This window comes from Bacteroides sp. HF-4919 (assembly GCF_018860125.1).
Genome location: NZ_JAHKNF010000001.1, coordinates 929361 through 946910 on the forward strand (window position 1 = coordinate 929361; position 17550 = coordinate 946910).

11 protein-coding genes are annotated in these 17550 nt (G+C 46.5%); 9 read left to right on the top strand and 2 right to left on the bottom strand.

Annotation, left to right across the window (positions count from 1 at the left end; all coding sequences use genetic code 11):
• The first annotated feature begins 54 nt into the window (after positions 1 to 54).
• The 9 genes from tilS to KO473_RS04045 all read left to right on the top strand — a co-directional run bounded on the left by tilS (position 55) and on the right by KO473_RS04045 (position 15092).
• A complete protein-coding gene (tilS, locus tag KO473_RS04005) occupies positions 55 to 1350 on the top strand; it encodes a tRNA lysidine(34) synthetase TilS (protein WP_005809613.1) in 1296 nt (431 codons plus the stop codon).
• A gap of 325 nt (positions 1351 to 1675) precedes the next feature.
• A complete protein-coding gene (locus KO473_RS04010; protein WP_101602902.1) occupies positions 1676 to 7264 on the top strand; it encodes an alpha-2-macroglobulin in 5589 nt (1862 codons plus the stop codon).
• A 19-nt stretch (positions 7265 to 7283) separates the two neighbouring features.
• Positions 7284 to 9644, top strand: coding sequence for a penicillin-binding protein 1C (gene pbpC, locus KO473_RS04015; RefSeq protein ID WP_032530829.1), 2361 nt, complete (start codon positions 7284 to 7286; stop codon positions 9642 to 9644).
• 24 nt (positions 9645 to 9668) lie between these two features.
• On the top strand, positions 9669 to 10844 hold the full coding sequence (locus KO473_RS04020; protein WP_101602901.1) for an MFS transporter: 1176 nt from the start codon (positions 9669 to 9671) through the stop codon (positions 10842 to 10844).
• Positions 10845 to 10875: 31 nt separating this feature from the next.
• Positions 10876 to 11313 carry a hypothetical protein gene (locus KO473_RS04025; protein ID WP_005776072.1) on the top strand — a complete coding sequence of 146 codons (438 nt, stop codon included), beginning with the start codon at positions 10876 to 10878 and terminating at the stop codon, positions 11311 to 11313.
• Positions 11314 to 11318: 5 nt separating this feature from the next.
• Positions 11319 to 12197, top strand: a complete 879-nt coding sequence (locus tag KO473_RS04030) for a VIT1/CCC1 transporter family protein (RefSeq protein ID WP_101602900.1) — start codon at positions 11319 to 11321, stop codon at positions 12195 to 12197.
• A 24-nt stretch (positions 12198 to 12221) separates the two neighbouring features.
• Entirely contained in the window at positions 12222 to 13652 is a 1431-nt protein-coding gene (locus tag KO473_RS04035; RefSeq protein ID WP_005776069.1) for a Na+/H+ antiporter NhaC family protein, read from the top strand.
• A 68-nt stretch (positions 13653 to 13720) separates the two neighbouring features.
• Positions 13721 to 14311: a DUF4251 domain-containing protein gene (locus KO473_RS04040; RefSeq protein WP_005776068.1), complete on the top strand. Its 591-nt coding sequence runs from the start codon at positions 13721 to 13723 to the stop codon at positions 14309 to 14311.
• 103 nt (positions 14312 to 14414) lie between these two features.
• A complete protein-coding gene (locus KO473_RS04045; protein ID WP_005809625.1) occupies positions 14415 to 15092 on the top strand; it encodes a response regulator transcription factor in 678 nt (225 codons plus the stop codon).
• Positions 15093 to 15123: 31 nt separating this feature from the next.
• Here the strand turns inward: KO473_RS04045 and mnmA are convergent, their stop codons facing one another.
• Both mnmA and KO473_RS04055 read right to left on the bottom strand, forming a co-directional pair.
• Positions 15124 to 16185, bottom strand: coding sequence for a tRNA 2-thiouridine(34) synthase MnmA (gene mnmA, locus KO473_RS04050; RefSeq protein ID WP_032530826.1), 1062 nt, complete (start codon positions 16183 to 16185; stop codon positions 15124 to 15126).
• A 3-nt stretch (positions 16186 to 16188) separates the two neighbouring features.
• The gene (locus tag KO473_RS04055) at positions 16189 to 17475 is read right to left on the bottom strand and encodes an O-acetylhomoserine aminocarboxypropyltransferase/cysteine synthase family protein (RefSeq protein WP_216035085.1); all 1287 of its coding nucleotides are present in this window, start codon (positions 17473 to 17475) and stop codon (positions 16189 to 16191) included.
• Positions 17476 to 17550 lie beyond the last annotated feature (75 nt).

Below are 17550 nucleotides of genomic sequence, written 5' to 3' on the forward strand. Positions count from 1 at the left end.
TTTTAAATAAGGAAGAATTCTTATCCATATTGACAAAACTATTATCTTTGCAATATGATACAACATAGAATAGCACAATACATCGAAAAAGAGAAGCTCTTTTATCTGAATGACAAGGTATTGGTAGCACTAAGCGGCGGAGCCGATTCTGTGGCTTTGCTACGATTGTTGCTATCAATGGGGTACACCTGTGAAGCTACCCATTGCAATTTCCATCTGCGGGATAAAGAATCGGACAGAGATGAAGCATTTGTACGCCGGTTGTGCCATGAAGCGGAAGTACCTTTACATACCGTACATTTTGATACAATTCAATATGCCGCCGACAAACACATTTCTATCGAGATGGCTGCCCGTGAATTACGCTACGAGTGGTTCGAAACGCTCAGGAAACAGCGTGGAGCAGCTGTTATCGCAGTAGCTCACCATAAAGACGACAGCGTAGAGACCGTATTACTGAATCTGATCCGGGGTACCGGCATTAACGGACTGCTCGGAATCCGTCCAAAGAACGGAAACATCGTACGCCCTTTGCTTTGCCTGAGCCGCGATGAAATAATCGCATACCTGCAACGCATGAATCAGGATTACGTAACGGACAGTACCAATCTTTTGGATGATTATACCCGGAATAAAATTCGTTTGAACCTATTACCTCTGATGCAGGAAATCAATCCATCGGTTAAAGAGAGCATTATCCGCACGACTAACTACCTGAATGACACGGCAACTCTATACAATAAAGGTATAGAAGAAGCACGGACACGCGTGCTCACCTCCGAAGGTATCCGGATAGAGGCTTTACTGCAAGAACCGGTACCGGGAGCCATCCTCTTCGAACTGTTGCATCCGCTCGGTTTCAACGCCGCCCAAATAGAAAGTATACAGCAATCACTCGACGGACAGCCGGGAAAAGTCTTCATCGGTAAAGGGTGGAAAGTCATAAAAGACAGGGAATTGCTGCTAATAGAAGAAGATATAAAGGAGGAAGAAGCCAAACCACCTTTCCGTCTGGTTACGGAAGTATATGATTATACTCCTGAATTTATAATTCCCAAAGATAAAAAAACAGCTTGCTTTGATGCAGACAAGATGGATGCAGCATGGTGTATAAGAAAATGGAAACAAGGTGATGTGTTTATTCCTTTTGGAATGATCGGCAAAAAGCGTGTAAGCGACTATTTGACGGACCGGAAGTTCTCCCTGAGTGACAAGAAGAAACAATGGGTGTTGTGTTGCGGAGAACGAATTGCCTGGTTGATAGGAGAACGAACGGACAATCGGTTTAAAGTAAGCAACAACACAAAACGGGTAATGATTATCCGAATCTCCCCCAAAGATATCAACTAAAAATCAACTGATTACATTTACCAAGCCCTTACCGGCACATGTAAAAGCATTTACTCCGGCATGTAAAAGCATTTACCCCGGCGTGTAAAGGCATTTACCCCGGTATGTAAAAGCATTTACCTCGGTGTGTAAATGATGACTACATCCGAAGCGCCACATGCCCTCACTATAGATGACGTAAGCTACACATCTGTCGGGCAAACCAAAAAACAGAGCCTCGCGACACTTTCTATCGGATAAATTGTATCTTTGTAAATCCAAATCTTGAAAGTAGAGATAAAAACGAACGGATGATAAAATAATAACTAACTAAACATGATTCATTATGAAAGGGAAAAAGAATCTTTTAATTCTATTCTCCTGTGTGTTTATGATCATCATCGCAGGATTATTCGCTTGCACACGCAGCGCTAAAGAAATTATTCCGTCTTCGGAATACGCTCCTTACGTCAATGCCTATACGGGCGGTGTCATTTCTCAATCTTCTCCCATACGGATTGAGTTGACGCAGGACCAGCCGATGGTGGACTTAAACAATGAACTGAAGGATAATCCGTTCCGCTTCACTCCTTCGATAAAAGGGAAGGCCTATTGGGTCAGTAATAATACTGTAGAGTTTCTTCCGGAAGAGGGACAACTGAAACCGGGAGAACTGTACCAGGGAACATTCCAGCTGGGAAATTTCGTTGAAGTGGATAGCAAATTGAAATCATTCGACTTCTCCTTCCGGGTACAGGAAAGCAATTTCACATTACATACAGCTCCGCTTGAAATAACCGCCTCTTCACCCGATAAAGTAACTGTGAAAGGAGAGATCCGTTTCAGCGATAAAACGACTAAGGAGCAGGTAGAAAAAATGCTTTCTGCCAGTGGCGGGCTGTCTTCTCCGACAGTCACCGTAGAGTCCACCTCCAATCCGTCAGCCTATAGCTTCGTCATCGGCAATATCCAAAGAAATAAACAAGACTACGAACTTGAAATCACAGCAGACGGAAAGTCCGCCGGAATTGACCGGAAGCAAAGTGAAACAATCACTATTCCTGCCAAAGACAGTTTCCGCTTCCTTTCTGCCGAACGCATCGACCAACCGGAAAACGGAATACAAATCGTCTTCTCAGACCCGGTTTCGGATGCTCAGGATTTAAAGGGACTGATCGAAATACCGGAGATTTCTTCGTATATCTTTCAGGTAACGGATAACCGTGTGAATGTTTATTTTGAAGCCAGTCAGCTCAGCAAGCTTACACTGAAAATACACGAAGGCATAAAAAACAGCCAAGGAAAAGCACTGGGAAACTCACACTCTATCTCTTTCGGCGAACTGAGCCTGAAACCTCAGGTAGAAATAGCCTCTGCAGGTGCCATCATTCCCGACTCAAAAAACCTTGTCATTCCGTTCCGGGCCGTCAACCTGTATGCAGTAGATTTGCGGGTTATCCGCATCTTCGAAAACAATGTACTGATGTTTATGCAAAACAATTCGCTTTCTTCGGCCAATGAATTAAGAAGATCCGGAAGACTGGTTTACAAAAAAACATTGTTTTTAGGCAAAGATTCATCAAAAGACCTTCATAAATGGGAAAACTATTCTATTGACCTGGCAGGTCTGATCCATCAGGAACCGGGTGCTATTTATCGTGTCATCCTTTCGTTCAAACAGGAGTATTCGGCCTACCCTTGTGGTGGTGAAAGCCCGAGAATGCAATTTTCCGAGGAAACCGAATCTTTGACCAAAGTCACATCCGGCACTCTTCCGGAAGAAGATGAAGCAGTCTGGGACAAACCCGAAACATATTATTATTTCAGCGGAAATGAAAATGCCGACTGGAGTCAGTACCGATGGGATGAACGGGACAACCCTTGTCACCCGTCTTATTACATGACATCTGACCGGATAGCCACCTGTAATGTGCTGGCTTCCAACATCGGCATGATTGTGAAGCGCAATTCAATGAATAAACTTTGGATAGCAGTAAACAACATCCTGGATACCAAACCGGTGGAAAAAGCCCAAGTCACTGTTTACAATTTCCAGTTACAGCCTGTAGGCAAAGCAGTGACGGATTCGGAAGGTTTCGCCACAATTGAAACGAAAGGAGTGCCTTTCATCGTAGTAGCGGAATCAGACAAGCAAAAAGCCTACGTAAAAGTAGCAGACGGAGAAGAACAGTCCACCAGCCGCTTTGATGTGGGCGGCAAGGATATCCAAAAAGGCTTGAAAGGATTTGTGTACGGTGAAAGAGGAGTATGGCGTCCGGGAGACACTCTGCATATCTCGTTTATTCTGGAAGATCGTACCAAACGTATTCCGGACAAACATCCTGTAGCATTGGAACTCTATAATCCAAGGGGGCAATTTTATAGCAAACTTATTTCAACCAACGGACTGAATGGATTCTATACATTCAAGATACCGACGCAGGCAGAAGACCCAACCGGACTATGGAATGCGTACATAAAGGTGGGAGGTACTGCCTTTCACAAAGCGCTTCGGGTAGAAACCATCAAGCCGAACCGCCTGAAAATAAACCTGAAATTGCCGGGAGAAATCCTGAAAGCTTCAGATAAAGAAGTACAGGCACACCTTTCGTCAGCATGGCTGACAGGAGCCACTGCATCACGCCTGAAGGCAAAGATAGAAATGTCTTTATCGAAAGTCAACACCCAATTCAAGAATTATGGAACTTACATTTTCAATAATCCGGCTACGGAATTCACCTCGGTAAGAACCGATGTATTCAGTGGTACACTGGACGAAAGTGGCAATGCCGGATTCATGCTGAAACTTCCTGCCTCGGAAAATGCCCCGGGCATGCTTCAAGCCAACATCACGACTCAGGTATTCGAGCCGGGTGGAGATGCCAGTATCCAAACTCAGTCTGTCCCCTACTCTCCTTTCCCGTCATACGTAGGTATCAACCTGAACCAACCGCAGGGCAGATATATCGAAACAGATAAAGATCATGTGTTTGATGTCATTACAGTCAGTCCCGACGGAAAACCGGTGAACCGTTCCGGGCTGGAATACAAAATATACCGCATCAGTTGGAGTTGGTGGTGGGAAAACGATAACGAATCATTCGAAACATACATCAACAGCAGCTCCATCAGCCCCGTAGCTACAGGACGACTCAACACAGTAGGCGGAAAGGGACAATTCAGCTTCAGAGTGAATTATCCGGATTGGGGACGGTATCTGGTTTACGTAAAAGACCGCGAAAGCGGACATGCTACGGGAGGTACCATCTATGTGGACTGGCCTGACTGGCGGGGACGTTCCAACAAGAGTGACCCGAGTGGTATCAAGATGTTATCTTTCTCCATCGACAAGGACTCCTACGAACCGGGAGAAACCGTAACAGCCATATTGCCGGCTTCCGCAGGAGGAAGAGCACTGGTAACACTTGAAAACGGTTCATCCGTAATTCAACGGGAGTGGATTGAAGTATCGGGGAAGGAGGACACCAAATATCAGTTTAAGGTGACTCCCGAAATGGCTCCGAATGTTTATCTTCATATCAGCCTGCTGCAACCCCATGCGCAAACGGTAAACGACCTCCCTATCCGCATGTACGGTATAATGCCGGCATTCGTAACTGATAAGCAAACGGTTCTTGAGCCGCAAATCAAGATGCCGGAAGTGCTTCGTCCCGAACAGGCATTCAACCTGACCGTAAGCGAAAGGCACGGTAAACCGATGACTTATACACTCGCTATTGTAGATGACGGGCTGCTTGATTTAACCAACTTCAAGACACCGGATCCCTGGAACAGTTTCTATGCCCGTGAGGCACTGGGAATCCGTACTTGGGATATGTATGACGATGTACTGGGAGCCACAGCGGGAAGCTATGGATCGATGTTCAGCACAGGCGGTGATGAAACCCTGAAGCCATCGGACCAGAAAGCAAACCGCTTCAAGCCGGTAGTGAAATTCATCGGTCCTTTCAGTATTGCCAAAGGAAAAAGCCGCACTCACCAGATCACTTTACCAATGTATGTAGGTTCCGTACGTGCCATGGTAGTGGCCGGTCAGGACGGAGCATACGGAAATGCAGAAAAAACTGCTCCTGTACGCACTCCGTTAATGATTCTTTCGACACTGCCACGTGTACTGAGTATCGGCGAAGAGATTGAAGTTCCTGTTAACGTATTCGCATTGGAAAACAGTGTGAAGAATGTAAACGTATCCATACAGGCTTCCGGTGCCGGAGTACAAGTGAACGGCAGCAAGCAACAGACGCTTACTTTCAACCAAACCGGTGACCGGCTTATCTTCTTTAAATTAAAGACAGGTACGAAAACCGGGAAAGCTACCATCCATCTGGCTGCTAACGGTAACGGACAAAGTACCAAAGAAACAATCGAGATAGAGGTACGTAATCCGAATCCGGTAGTCACTTTGCGTGAGAGTAAATGGGTGGAAGCCGGAAAGAGTGAAGAGCTCCATTACCAGTTAAGTAACGATTCGGAAGGAAACAGTATACAGTTGGAGGTCTCACGCATCCCGTCTGTCGACATAAGCCGCCGTTTCGATTTCCTATACAATTATCAGCACAACTGTACAGAGCAACTGACTTCAAAAGCCCTTCCGCTGCTGTTCGTCAGCCAGTTCAAAACAGTAGACAACGAGGAATCGGAAAAGATAAAAACCAATGTACAGGAAGCTATCCGTCAACTATACGGGCGTCAACTTCCCAACGGAGGTTTCGTCTATTGGCCGGGAGATGCCTCGGCAAACGAATGGATCACCTCTTATGCAGGTATGTTCCTGGTATTGGCACAAGAAAAGGGTTATGCAGTGAACAGCAATGTATTGAACAAATGGAACCGCTTCCAAAAGGCAGCCTCCCAGAATTGGCAACCCGTCACACAAGAGCAGAACTGGTGGCATTGGCAGGCAGACCTCCAGCAGGCTTTCCGCCTTTACACACTGGCTCTGGCGGGATCACCTGAACATGGAGCCATGAACCGGATGAAAGAATTGCCGGCACTCTCGCAACAAGCCAAATGGCGTTTGGCAGCCACCTATGCACTCAACGGCAAAGAGAAAGCAGCCGGTGAACTGGTATTCAGCGCTAAGACAACCGTAGAACCTTATTCATCGAATAACTATGTATACGGTTCATCCGATCGTGACGAAGCAATGATACTTGAAACCTTATTGCTGATGAACCGCCAGCGTGAGGCCATGGAACAAGCCAAAATCGTTTCACACAACCTGGCACAAGAGACATGGTTCAGCACACAGTCTACTGCCTTTTCATTGATGGCAATGGGACGTTTGGCAGAAAAACTGTCCGGTACGCTGGACTTCAACTGGACGTTGAATGGCAAACAGCAACCGGCTGTAAAATCAGCCAAAGCCATATACGAGGCATCACTCCCCACTTCACCACATGAAGGAAAAGTAATCCTGAAAAATAACGGGAAAGGATCTCTAAACGCAGATCTGATCACACGTACCCAATTACTGAACGACACATTGCCGCCGATGGCCAATAATCTACGCCTGAACGTAAGGTATTTAGACAATAACGGCTCGCCGATAGATACACGTTCTCTGAATCAGGGTACGGACTTTATGGCAGTGGTAACTGTAGCCAACATCAGTGGTACGACGGATTATACGAATCTGGCACTGACACATATCATTCCTGCCGGCTGGGAGATCTTCAATGAACGAATGGCAGGACAGATTACGACCTCTGCTCCTTATAGCTATCAGGATATTCGCGATGACCGGATACTGACCTACTTTAACTTACGGCAGGGACAAGCCAAAACATTTACCGTCCGCTTACAGGCGACCTATGCCGGTGATTTTGTTATGCCGGCTATCCAGTGTGAAGCGATGTATGATGCTAATGCACAGGCAAGGACACAGGCCGGAAGGACGCAAGTCATCAGGTAAAACTATCAAATAAAACCTGATGAACCGTATTCTTAAACCAGACAATCTTCCCCCCTCCCCACAAAGGAGGGGGTGGAAGAAATATTTCAAAAGTTGGTGGAAGATTTCTCTCTTCCTCCTACTTCTCCTATACTTATTTTGTCTTCCCCGGCAATTATTCACCTCTCCCTATTCTACTGTCTTGGTTGACCGTAATGGGGAACTTCTCGGTGCCCGTATCGCCACGGATGGACAATGGCGTTTCCCTCCGCGCGACAACACACCGGAAAAAGTAGCTACCTGTCTGGTTGAATTTGAGGACCGCCAATTCTACCGCCATTGGGGAGTCAACCCCTTGGCAATAGGCAGAGCCGCCCTGCAAAATCTCAGACACAAGCGAATCGTCAGCGGGGGAAGTACTCTTACGATGCAAACGATTCGGCTGGCACGGAACAAGCCGCGTACATTCAAGGAAAAACTGATCGAGATGATAGGAGCCACCCGGCTGGAGTTCCGTTATTCCAAGAAGAAGATATTGTCACTTTATGTTTCGCATGCCCCCTTCGGAGGTAATGTAGTGGGACTGGATGCTGCTGCATGGCGCTATTTCGGACACTCGGCAGAAGAACTATCCTGGGCGGAATCGGCTATGCTTGCCGTACTTCCCAACTCTCCCGCCATGATCCACCTTTCGAAAAGCCGGCAAGCATTACTTGACAAACGAAACCGACTGCTGACACACCTGCACCAAAAAGGTATTCTCGATACTTCCACTTATGAACTGGCTATCAGCGAGCCACTCCCCCAGGAACCTTTGCCTCTTCCACAGATAGCTCCCCATCTGACAGACCATTTCTATCAGACCCGAAATGGAGAATATTCCGTATCGACCATCGACAAGGGTATACAAACTCAGATAGAAAGTCTGGTAGAACGGTGGAACAGCGAATTCAAGCGAAGTGATATCCGAAATATGGCCATCCTCGTAATTGACATTCGTACCAATCAGGCCATTGCTTATTGCGGCAATGTACACTTCGACAAGAAAAAGAGCGGTAACCAGGTAGATGTAATCCGGTCACCACGCAGCACAGGAAGCATTCTCAAGCCCTTTCTTTATTATGCAATGCTACAGGAAGGAGAGATTCTTCCCAATACTCTGTTACCGGACGTTCCGGTCAACATTAATGGCTTTACTCCACAAAACTTCAACCAGCAATTCGAAGGTGCCGTACCGGCTTCGGAAGCCATCGCACGTTCGCTCAACATTCCTTCGGTCACAATGTTACAACGGTATGGAGTACCCAAGTTCCACAATTTTCTGAAGCAGATAGGGCTGACCACCTTAAACCGTCCCTCAGGACACTATGGACTTTCTTTGATTCTGGGAGGAGCGGAAGCTACCCTTTGGGATGTCACTTCGGCCTATGCCAATATGGGACGCAGCCTCAACGGACTGGTACAGGCCCCTTGTACCTTATTATTATCGGACTCCCTCTCCGCCCACCGATCTCCGGCCATCATTCAACATCCGCCATTCCAGCCCGGAGCAGTCTGGCAGACATTTGACGCCATCAAAGAAGTAAACCGCCCCGAAGAGATAGACTGGCGTACCATTCCTTCCATGCAAACCATTGCCTGGAAAACGGGTACCAGTTATGGTTTCCGGGATGCCTGGGCAGTGGGGGTAACTCCCAAATATGCCGTAGGTGTATGGGTCGGAAATGCTACGGGTGAAGGCAAGCCCGGACTGGTAGGGGCCCGTACAGCGGGGCCTGTCCTGTTCGATGTATTCAATCTGCTCCCCTCCTCTCCTTGGTTCGAGCGCCCACAAGGTAAACTGGTTGAAGCAGAGATCTGTCGGCAATCCGGACATTTGAAAGGACGGTTTTGTGAAGAAACAGATACCCTGCTAATTCTTCCGGAAGGCCTCAGAACGGAAGCCTGCCCCTATCACCACCCGGTCACCCTATCAGCAGATGAACGGTTCCGTATCTACGAAAACTGTGCTGACAGTGAACCGGTTGCCCGCCGAAACTGGTTTACCCTTCCACCCGTATGGGAGTGGTATTATAAACAGCATCATCCTGAGTATCATCCTCTCCCCCCCTTCAAACCCGGATGCGGAGAAGACCGTTTCCAGCCGATGCAGTTTATCTATCCTCCGATGGGAGCGCGGATCCATCTGCCTAAACAGATGGATGGTAACCAAGGACAGCTGACCGTCGAATTGGTCCACAGCCATCCCAACACAACTGTCTACTGGCATCTGGACGAAACCTACCTGATGCAGACACAAGACTTCCATAAATTCTCTCTACGCCCTGCTCCGGGAAAGCACTCGCTGACAGCAGTAGACGACGAAGGAAATACAATTTCAACAACGTTCTTTGTGGAATAGCCCCCAAAATGGTAACTTTGCGCCATGAAACAGATTTTGAAAGAAAATGGTGGATTACCGGCTTCAATACTTTGGACACTCGCCATTGTTGCAGGCATATCGGTAGCCAACCTTTACTATAACCAGCCCTTACTGAACATGATTCGCCATGAACTGGGCGTTTCGGAGTTTAAAACCAATCTGATCGCCATGGTGACACAGATCGGTTATGCGCTCGGATTATTGTTTATCGTTCCTTTAGGTGACTTATACCAGCGGAAACGTATCATTCTTACCAGTTTCTCCGTATTGATTCTCTCGTTGCTCGTCATCGCAATGGCTCCCAACATCCATATCATTCTTTGTGCTTCGCTTCTCACAGGTATCTGTTCGGTGATGCCACAAATATTTATCCCGATAGCCTCTCAGTTCTCGCGTCCGGAAAACAAGGGACGGAACGTAGGGATCGTAGTTTCGGGATTACTGACCGGTATCTTGGCTTCACGAGTGGTCAGCGGATTTATAGGAGAACTGTTTGGCTGGCGCGAAATGTATTATATCGCCGCAGGTATGATGCTGTTATGTGGCATTGTGGTCATGCGGGTATTGCCGGACATACGCCCTAACTTTCAGGGAAGGTATAGCGACTTAATGAAGTCTTTGTATTTATTATTGAAGCAATATCCCGAACTTCGCATTTTCTCTGTCCGTGCAGCACTTGCTTTCGGTTCATTTCTGGCTATGTGGTCGTGTCTGGCATTTAAGATGGGAGGTGCCCCATTCTATGCCGACAGCCATGTCATCGGTATGTTAGGGTTGTGTGGCATTGCCGGTGCTTTGTCAGCTTCCCTCGTAGGAAAGTATGTACGGAGAGTCGGGGTCAGACGATTCAATTTCATCGGATGCGGACTGATTTTATTGGCTTGGTTCCTGCTGTTTGCAGGGGAAGACTCTTATTGGGGTATAGTTGCCGGCATCATTATCATCGATATAGGTATGCAATGTATCCAATTAAGCAACCAGACCCGCATCTTCGAACTCTGTCCGAGTGCTTCTAACCGCATTAATACGATTTTTATGACCACTTACTTCATAGGTGCCTCTACGGGGACGTTTCTGGCAGGAACATTCTGGCAGGCATTCGGTTGGCATGGAGTCGTTGGTACGGGAATAGCATTGACCATCGGTTCACTGCTGATTACTTTTTTCTCAAAACAATAATCCGAAGTCACCTAATAATTGTTATATAGACATGAAGTACGGAGTAAACAGACAAGTATTATTAATCACAGCCGGTATCGTTTGGATAATAGCGGGGGCCAATCTCCTGCGTATAGGTATTGTGACCTGGCTCAATGACTCACGCCACTGGCACTTCAAGGTAGGCGAAGCTACGGTTGTCTTCCTATTGTTTTTTATTCTCGTCTTCCGAAAGCTCTACTATAAACATACCCGCCGGATCGAACAAAAGAAAAAGGAAAAGAATTGCCCCTTCTCTTTTTTCGACGCAAAGGGATGGATTGTCATGTGCTTCATGATAGCGATGGGAATCACCATTCGTTCGCTACATCTGTTACCCGATACGTTCATCTCGGTTTTCTACACCGGACTCTCACTGGCACTTATGTTCACAGGGGTATTATTTATCCGCTATTGGTGGTGCAGAAGACAGGATATCTTGCAAAATTAAGAGTTATGAAAACGAACCTGAATAAAGAAATGAATGAAGAGTTTATCCGTTTCCAAAGAAACGAAAAAACCGAAAGCATCGTATACGAACGGCTGGCCTCTATTGAAAAAGACGAATCGAACCGCAGAGTATTACGCCTGATTTCAGCAGAAGAAAAGGCACATTATGCCACACTGAAGAAGTATACAGGAACCGATGTAGCACCCGACCGGATGCGTATAGCCAAATACTACTGGTTGGCACGGGTCCTGGGTATTACATTTGCAATTAAGCTGATGGAATCGAGCGAAGAGAACGCACATCATGATTATGCCAAATATACCGATTTTCCGGATCTCCAGCAGTTGGCCAAAGAAGAGGAAATCCACGAACAGAAACTAATCGGACTGATCAACGAAGAGCGGCTTGAATATATAGGATCGGTAGTACTCGGCCTAAATGATGCCTTGGTAGAGTTTACCGGAGCACTGGCCGGTTTCACTTTGGCATTAAGCGACTCCAGGCTGATTGCCCTGACCGGAAGCATCACCGGAATAGCGGCAGCTTTATCAATGGCTTCGTCCGAATACCTCTCGACCAAATCGGAAGGCGGAGAAAACAAACACCCGGTGAAAGCAGCTATCTATACGGGAATCGCCTATATCATCACGGTGGCGGCACTGGTTGCTCCGTTCATCCTGATTGAAAACGTACTGATAGCTTTAGGGGTAATGTTGGCCATGGCTTTAATGATCATCGCATTGTTCAATTACTACTATTCCGTGGCACGCGGAGAGAGCTTCCGCAAAAGATTTACCGAAATGGCGGTACTCAGTTTCAGTGTAGCCGGTATCAGCTTCCTGATAGGTTACGCACTGAAAACATTTACAGGAATAGATGCTTGAAAATAAAAAAGGAAAAGAAGAATCATGAAAAAAATCCCCTCGCCCCTTGTCTCGTTGATCCCCTTGATCGTACTGGTTGCCCTGCTATTTGCCACCATACGCACATTTGGCAGCGATGCACTCAGCGGAGGCAGCCAGGTGTCCCTCCTGACCACAACAGCTGTTTGTGTACTGATCGGCATGGGATTCTACAAGATAGGATGGAAAGACTTTGAACTGGCTATTACGAACAATATTACCGGTGTATCTTCCGCACTGATTATCCTCTTAATTATTGGCGCCCTGAGTGGTGCGTGGATGATCAGTGGCGTAGTTCCGACACTGATTTATTACGGTATACAAATCATTCATCCCAGTTTTTTCCTGACCTCTACCTGCATTATTTGCGCATTGGTATCGGTTATGACCGGAAGTTCCTGGACCACGATTGCCACCATCGGGATCGCCCTAATGGGAATCGGGAAAGCACAAGGTTTTGAAGAAGGATGGATCGCCGGAGCTATTATTTCGGGAGCTTACTTCGGAGATAAAATCTCACCGTTATCGGATACTACGATATTAGCCGCCTCGGTTACCGACACCCCCCTGTTCAAGCACATCCGCTATATGCTGATAACCACTGTGCCATCATTAATCATCACCTTGATAATCTTCACTGTAGCCGGGCTGTCACACAATGCCGGAAATACAGAACATATAGCAGAGTTCTCGGCAGCACTGGCAGGAAAATTCCACATTACGCCATGGTTGCTGATTGTACCGATAGGAACAGGCATACTGATTGCCCGTCGGGTACCTTCCATTATCACCTTGTTCTTGTCGGCAGCATTGGCAGGAGTATTTGCGGTATTCTTCCAACCCGATCTATTGCAAGAAATATCCGGTGCTCAGAATTCCGAAGGTATTCAGTCCATCTTTAAAGGATTGATGATGACCCTTTATGGAGGAACCAGCCTACAGACAAGCAACGAAGCACTCACCGAACTTGTGGCCACCCGTGGCATGGCGGGTATGATGAATACGGTATGGCTTATCATCTGTGCCATGTGCTTCGGAGGAGCCATGACTGCCAGCGGAATGTTGGGAAGTATCACTTCCGTATTTGTCCGCTTCATGAAAAATACGGTTAGCATGGTGGCTTCTACGGTCTGTTCGGGTATCTTCCTGAACCTCGCCACAGCCGACCAATATATCAGCATTATCCTGACCGGAAACATGTTCCGGGATATATATGAAAAGAAAGGTTATGAAAGCTGTCTGCTCAGCCGGACTACGGAAGATTCTGTTACAGTAACTTCCGTCTTGATACCATGGAATACCTGCGGAATGACACAGGCCACGATATTAAGTGTTCCGACACTGGTTTATCTTCCTTATTGCTTCTTCAACATTATCAGTCCGTTAATGAGCATTACGATTGCCGCTATCGGATATAAAATTGTGAGACGCAAGTGAACAATCTGAAAAGGGAGTTGTTCTTGGAATAAACGAACAACAGTTTTAAACCTAAACAAAAAAAAGTTATGAAAAAGTTTATTGCATTAGTAGCATTGGTATTAGTAAGTGCATCGACCATGATGTATGCACAAGAGTCTAACAGGGAGGTGCGCCGGGCAGACCGCAAGGCACAAAGAGACGCCGAAAGAGCCAGACTGAAAGCCGAAGAACAGGCTGCCGACCAAGTAGCGTATCAACAAGCCGTACAAGCTATCAAAGACAAACAGTTTGTATTGGAAGCTGACCAAGTGATTTTCAAACGTGGCCAGACCGCTTTCGTGTCGTCAAACACTAACTTTGTGATGCTGAATGGACAGAGAGCAACTGTGCAGGTGGCATTCAACACTCCGTACCCCGGCCCTAACGGAATTGGTGGTGTAACTGTGGATGGAACTACTTCGGACGTAAAAGTGACTACCGATAAAAGAGGAAACGTAAACTGTAACTTCAGCGTACAGGGTATCGGTATCTCGGCTCAGGTATTTATCACATTGACCAACGGTGGAAATAACGCTACTGTAACCATTAACCCGAACTTCAACTCCAATACATTAACTCTGAGCGGTAACCTCGTTCCGCTGAGTCAGTCGGATGTATTTAAAGGCCGTTCATGGTAATAAAAGTAACGAGTGGCCCTCTACTCGTAACTAATTCACATAACTCCGTTGCAAATCGCACAAAAAGTGTACATTTGCAACGGAGTTTTTTTATGGATAGATTATGAGAGAATATATCATCGCAGATAACCAAGACATCACGAAAGCAGGAATGATGTTTTTGTTAAGCAAGCAGAAAGAAGTAAGCCTGTTGCTGGAAGCCGACAATAAAATAGAGTTGGTTCAGCTATTACGCATTCATCCGCAAGCGGTGGTTATTTTAGATTATACATTGTTCGATTTTTCCGGTGCGGATGAACTGATTATCCTTCAGGAACGATTCAAAGAGTCGGACTGGCTCTTGTTCTCCGACGAATTGAGTATCGGCTTCCTGAGGCAGGTCTTGTTCAGCAGCCATGCGTTCGGAGTAGTGTTGAAAGATAACTCCAAAGAAGAAATTATGTCGGCTCTGCAATGCGCATCACGCAAAGAACGCTTTATCTGCAATCACGTAAGCAATCTGCTGTTATCGGGAAGCGGAAATACAAACACTGCTTCATCCGTGCATACTTTCGTGCCGCAGGAAGACCGTCTGCTTACACCGACAGAAAAAATAATCCTGAAAGAAATAGCTTTGGGAAAAACGACCAAAGAGATAGCCGCAGAGAAGAATCTGAGCTTCCATACCATCAACAGTCACCGAAAGAATATATTCCGTAAACTGGGAGTGAACAATGTGCACGAGGCCATCAAATATGCCATGCGGGCAGGCATTGTTGACTTGGCGGAATATTATATTTGAAAAAACGAAAGAAAGATTTTCGGGAGGGGCATCATCCTATTTCACCACTCCCGAAACAAATTCTGGATTCGGCATCGTAAATCACCCCGAACTGTCCCGGAGCAATTCCCTGTAATTTCTCGGAAGAGATAATCCGGTAACCGTCTGCATCCTGTATCAAACGGCCTTTGATAAACTCCGGTGTATGCCGGATCTTAAACGTAACGTCCTCCTCACCTGTCGAATCTTTCCACGGATTACCTGTGATAAAGTTGAAGTCTTTCATCCTGAATTCGTATCCGTACTGTTTATCAGCATCGTACCCATGTGAGACGTAAATAATGTTATCCTGAATATCCTTTTTCACAACGAACCAGGGGCCTCCCCCCAATCCCAACCCCTTTCGCTGGCCAATGGTATGAAACCAATAGCCGCGATGGGTTCCAATCTTTTTACCTGTTTCGAGTTCGATCACCGCCCCTTCTTTTTCACCCAGAAAGCGACGGACGAAATCGTTATAATTTATCTTGCCTAAAAAACAAATTCCCTGGCTGTCTTTCCGGCGGGCACTGGGCAACCCGGCCTTCAAAGCTATCTCGCGAACTTCATGCTTCATCAGCCCTCCTATCGGAAACAGTAACTTTGAGACTTGCAGATAATCAATCTGAGCCAGAAAATCGGTCTGGTCTTTTATAGGATCTTTAGCTGTACCCAACCAAGTTTTCTCCCCCAGTTGCAAAGTCGTAGCATAATGTCCGGTTGCCGTAAGATCGAAATCTTTTCCTACCTGCTGTTCAAAACATCCAAACTTGATCAGTTTATTGCACATCACATCCGGATTCGGTGTCTGTCCCTTCCGTATCTTCTCGATGGCATAAGCAGCCACATTATCCCAATATTCCCGATGCAGGTCCACAACTTCCAGTTCCAAACCGTAACGCCGAGCTATGGCAGTAGATAACTCGATATCCTCTTCGGCGGAACAATCCATGTATTCCGCTCCGTCCATCCCTATTTTTATGTAAAAAAGTGTAGGTTTATATCCCTGCTCACAAAGCAAGTGTACCACAACCGAACTGTCTACTCCTCCTGATAATAATGCTGCTATATCCATTTTTTAAATTTTCTCTAATGCCTGACGCAAGTCATCAATAATATCTTCAATATGTTCCGTACCTATCGAAAGTCTTACCGTTCCGGGCTTAATTCCCTGCTCCGCCAACTCCTGTGCATTCAGTTGCGAGTGTGTGGTAGTGGCCGGATGAATCACCAGCGACTTCACATCGGCCACATTGGCCAGCAAAGAGAATATCTGCAGACTATCGATAAATTTCTGCGCTTCCTCCGTTCCTCCTTTTACCTCAAAAGTGAAGATAGAACCTGCTCCATCAGGGAAATAACGCTGATAGATAGCATGATCCGGATGATCGGGCAGCGATGGATGATTAACAGCTGCTACCTTCGGATGGTTCACCAGAAAATCAATAACCTTCAAAGCATTGGCTACATGTCGTTCTACACGCAAAGACAAAGTCTCTAATCCCTGTAACAGAATAAAAGCATTGAACGGACTGATGGCAGCTCCCGTATCGCGCAACAGTACGGCACGTATACGGACAATATAGGCAGCTGCCCCGGCAGCATCTACAAACCGTACACCATGATAGCTTGCATCAGGTTCGGTCAGTTGAGGGAATTTACCGGAAGCGCCCCAATCAAATTTACCGGAATCGACAATAACCCCTCCCAACGAACTGCCGTGTCCACCAATGAATTTAGTGGCAGAATGTATTACGATATCTGCTCCATGCTCAATGGGACGGATAAGGTAAGGCGTACCGAAAGTATTATCCACAATCAGCGGAATCCGATATTTATGGGCAATGGCGGCTACGGCATCCATATCGATAATATTGGAATTGGGGTTTCCCAGAGTTTCGATAAATATCGCCTTTGTATTTTCACGAATAGCCCGTTCGAAATTAAAAAGGTCGGACGGATCTACAAAAGTGGTTGTTACTCCATAAGTAGGCAGAGTATGTGCCAGCAAGTTGTATGTGCCCCCATAAATGGTCTTGGCAGCTACAATATGGTCACCGAAACGAGTGATATTCTCGATAGCATATGTCACGGCTGCGGCTCCGGAAGCAACGGCAAGACCGCCTACTCCACCCTCGAGAACCGCTATACGCTCTTCCAATACTCCCTGAGTGGAATTGGTAAGACGTCCATAAATATTCCCCGGGTCCTGCAATCCGAAACGTGCGGCAGCGTGGGCCGAATCCCGGAATACATAGGAAGTTGTCTGATAAATAGGTACGGCACGTGCATCGGTTGCCGGATCGGGAGTCTCTTGTCCAACATGGAGTTGTAAAGTCTCAAAATGTAATTTCTTCGTTTCCATTTGCTATCTATATTTAGAGTTCATTGTCAGTGTCCAATTTTTATATGTTGCAAAGATAGAAGAATCCGACCGGGG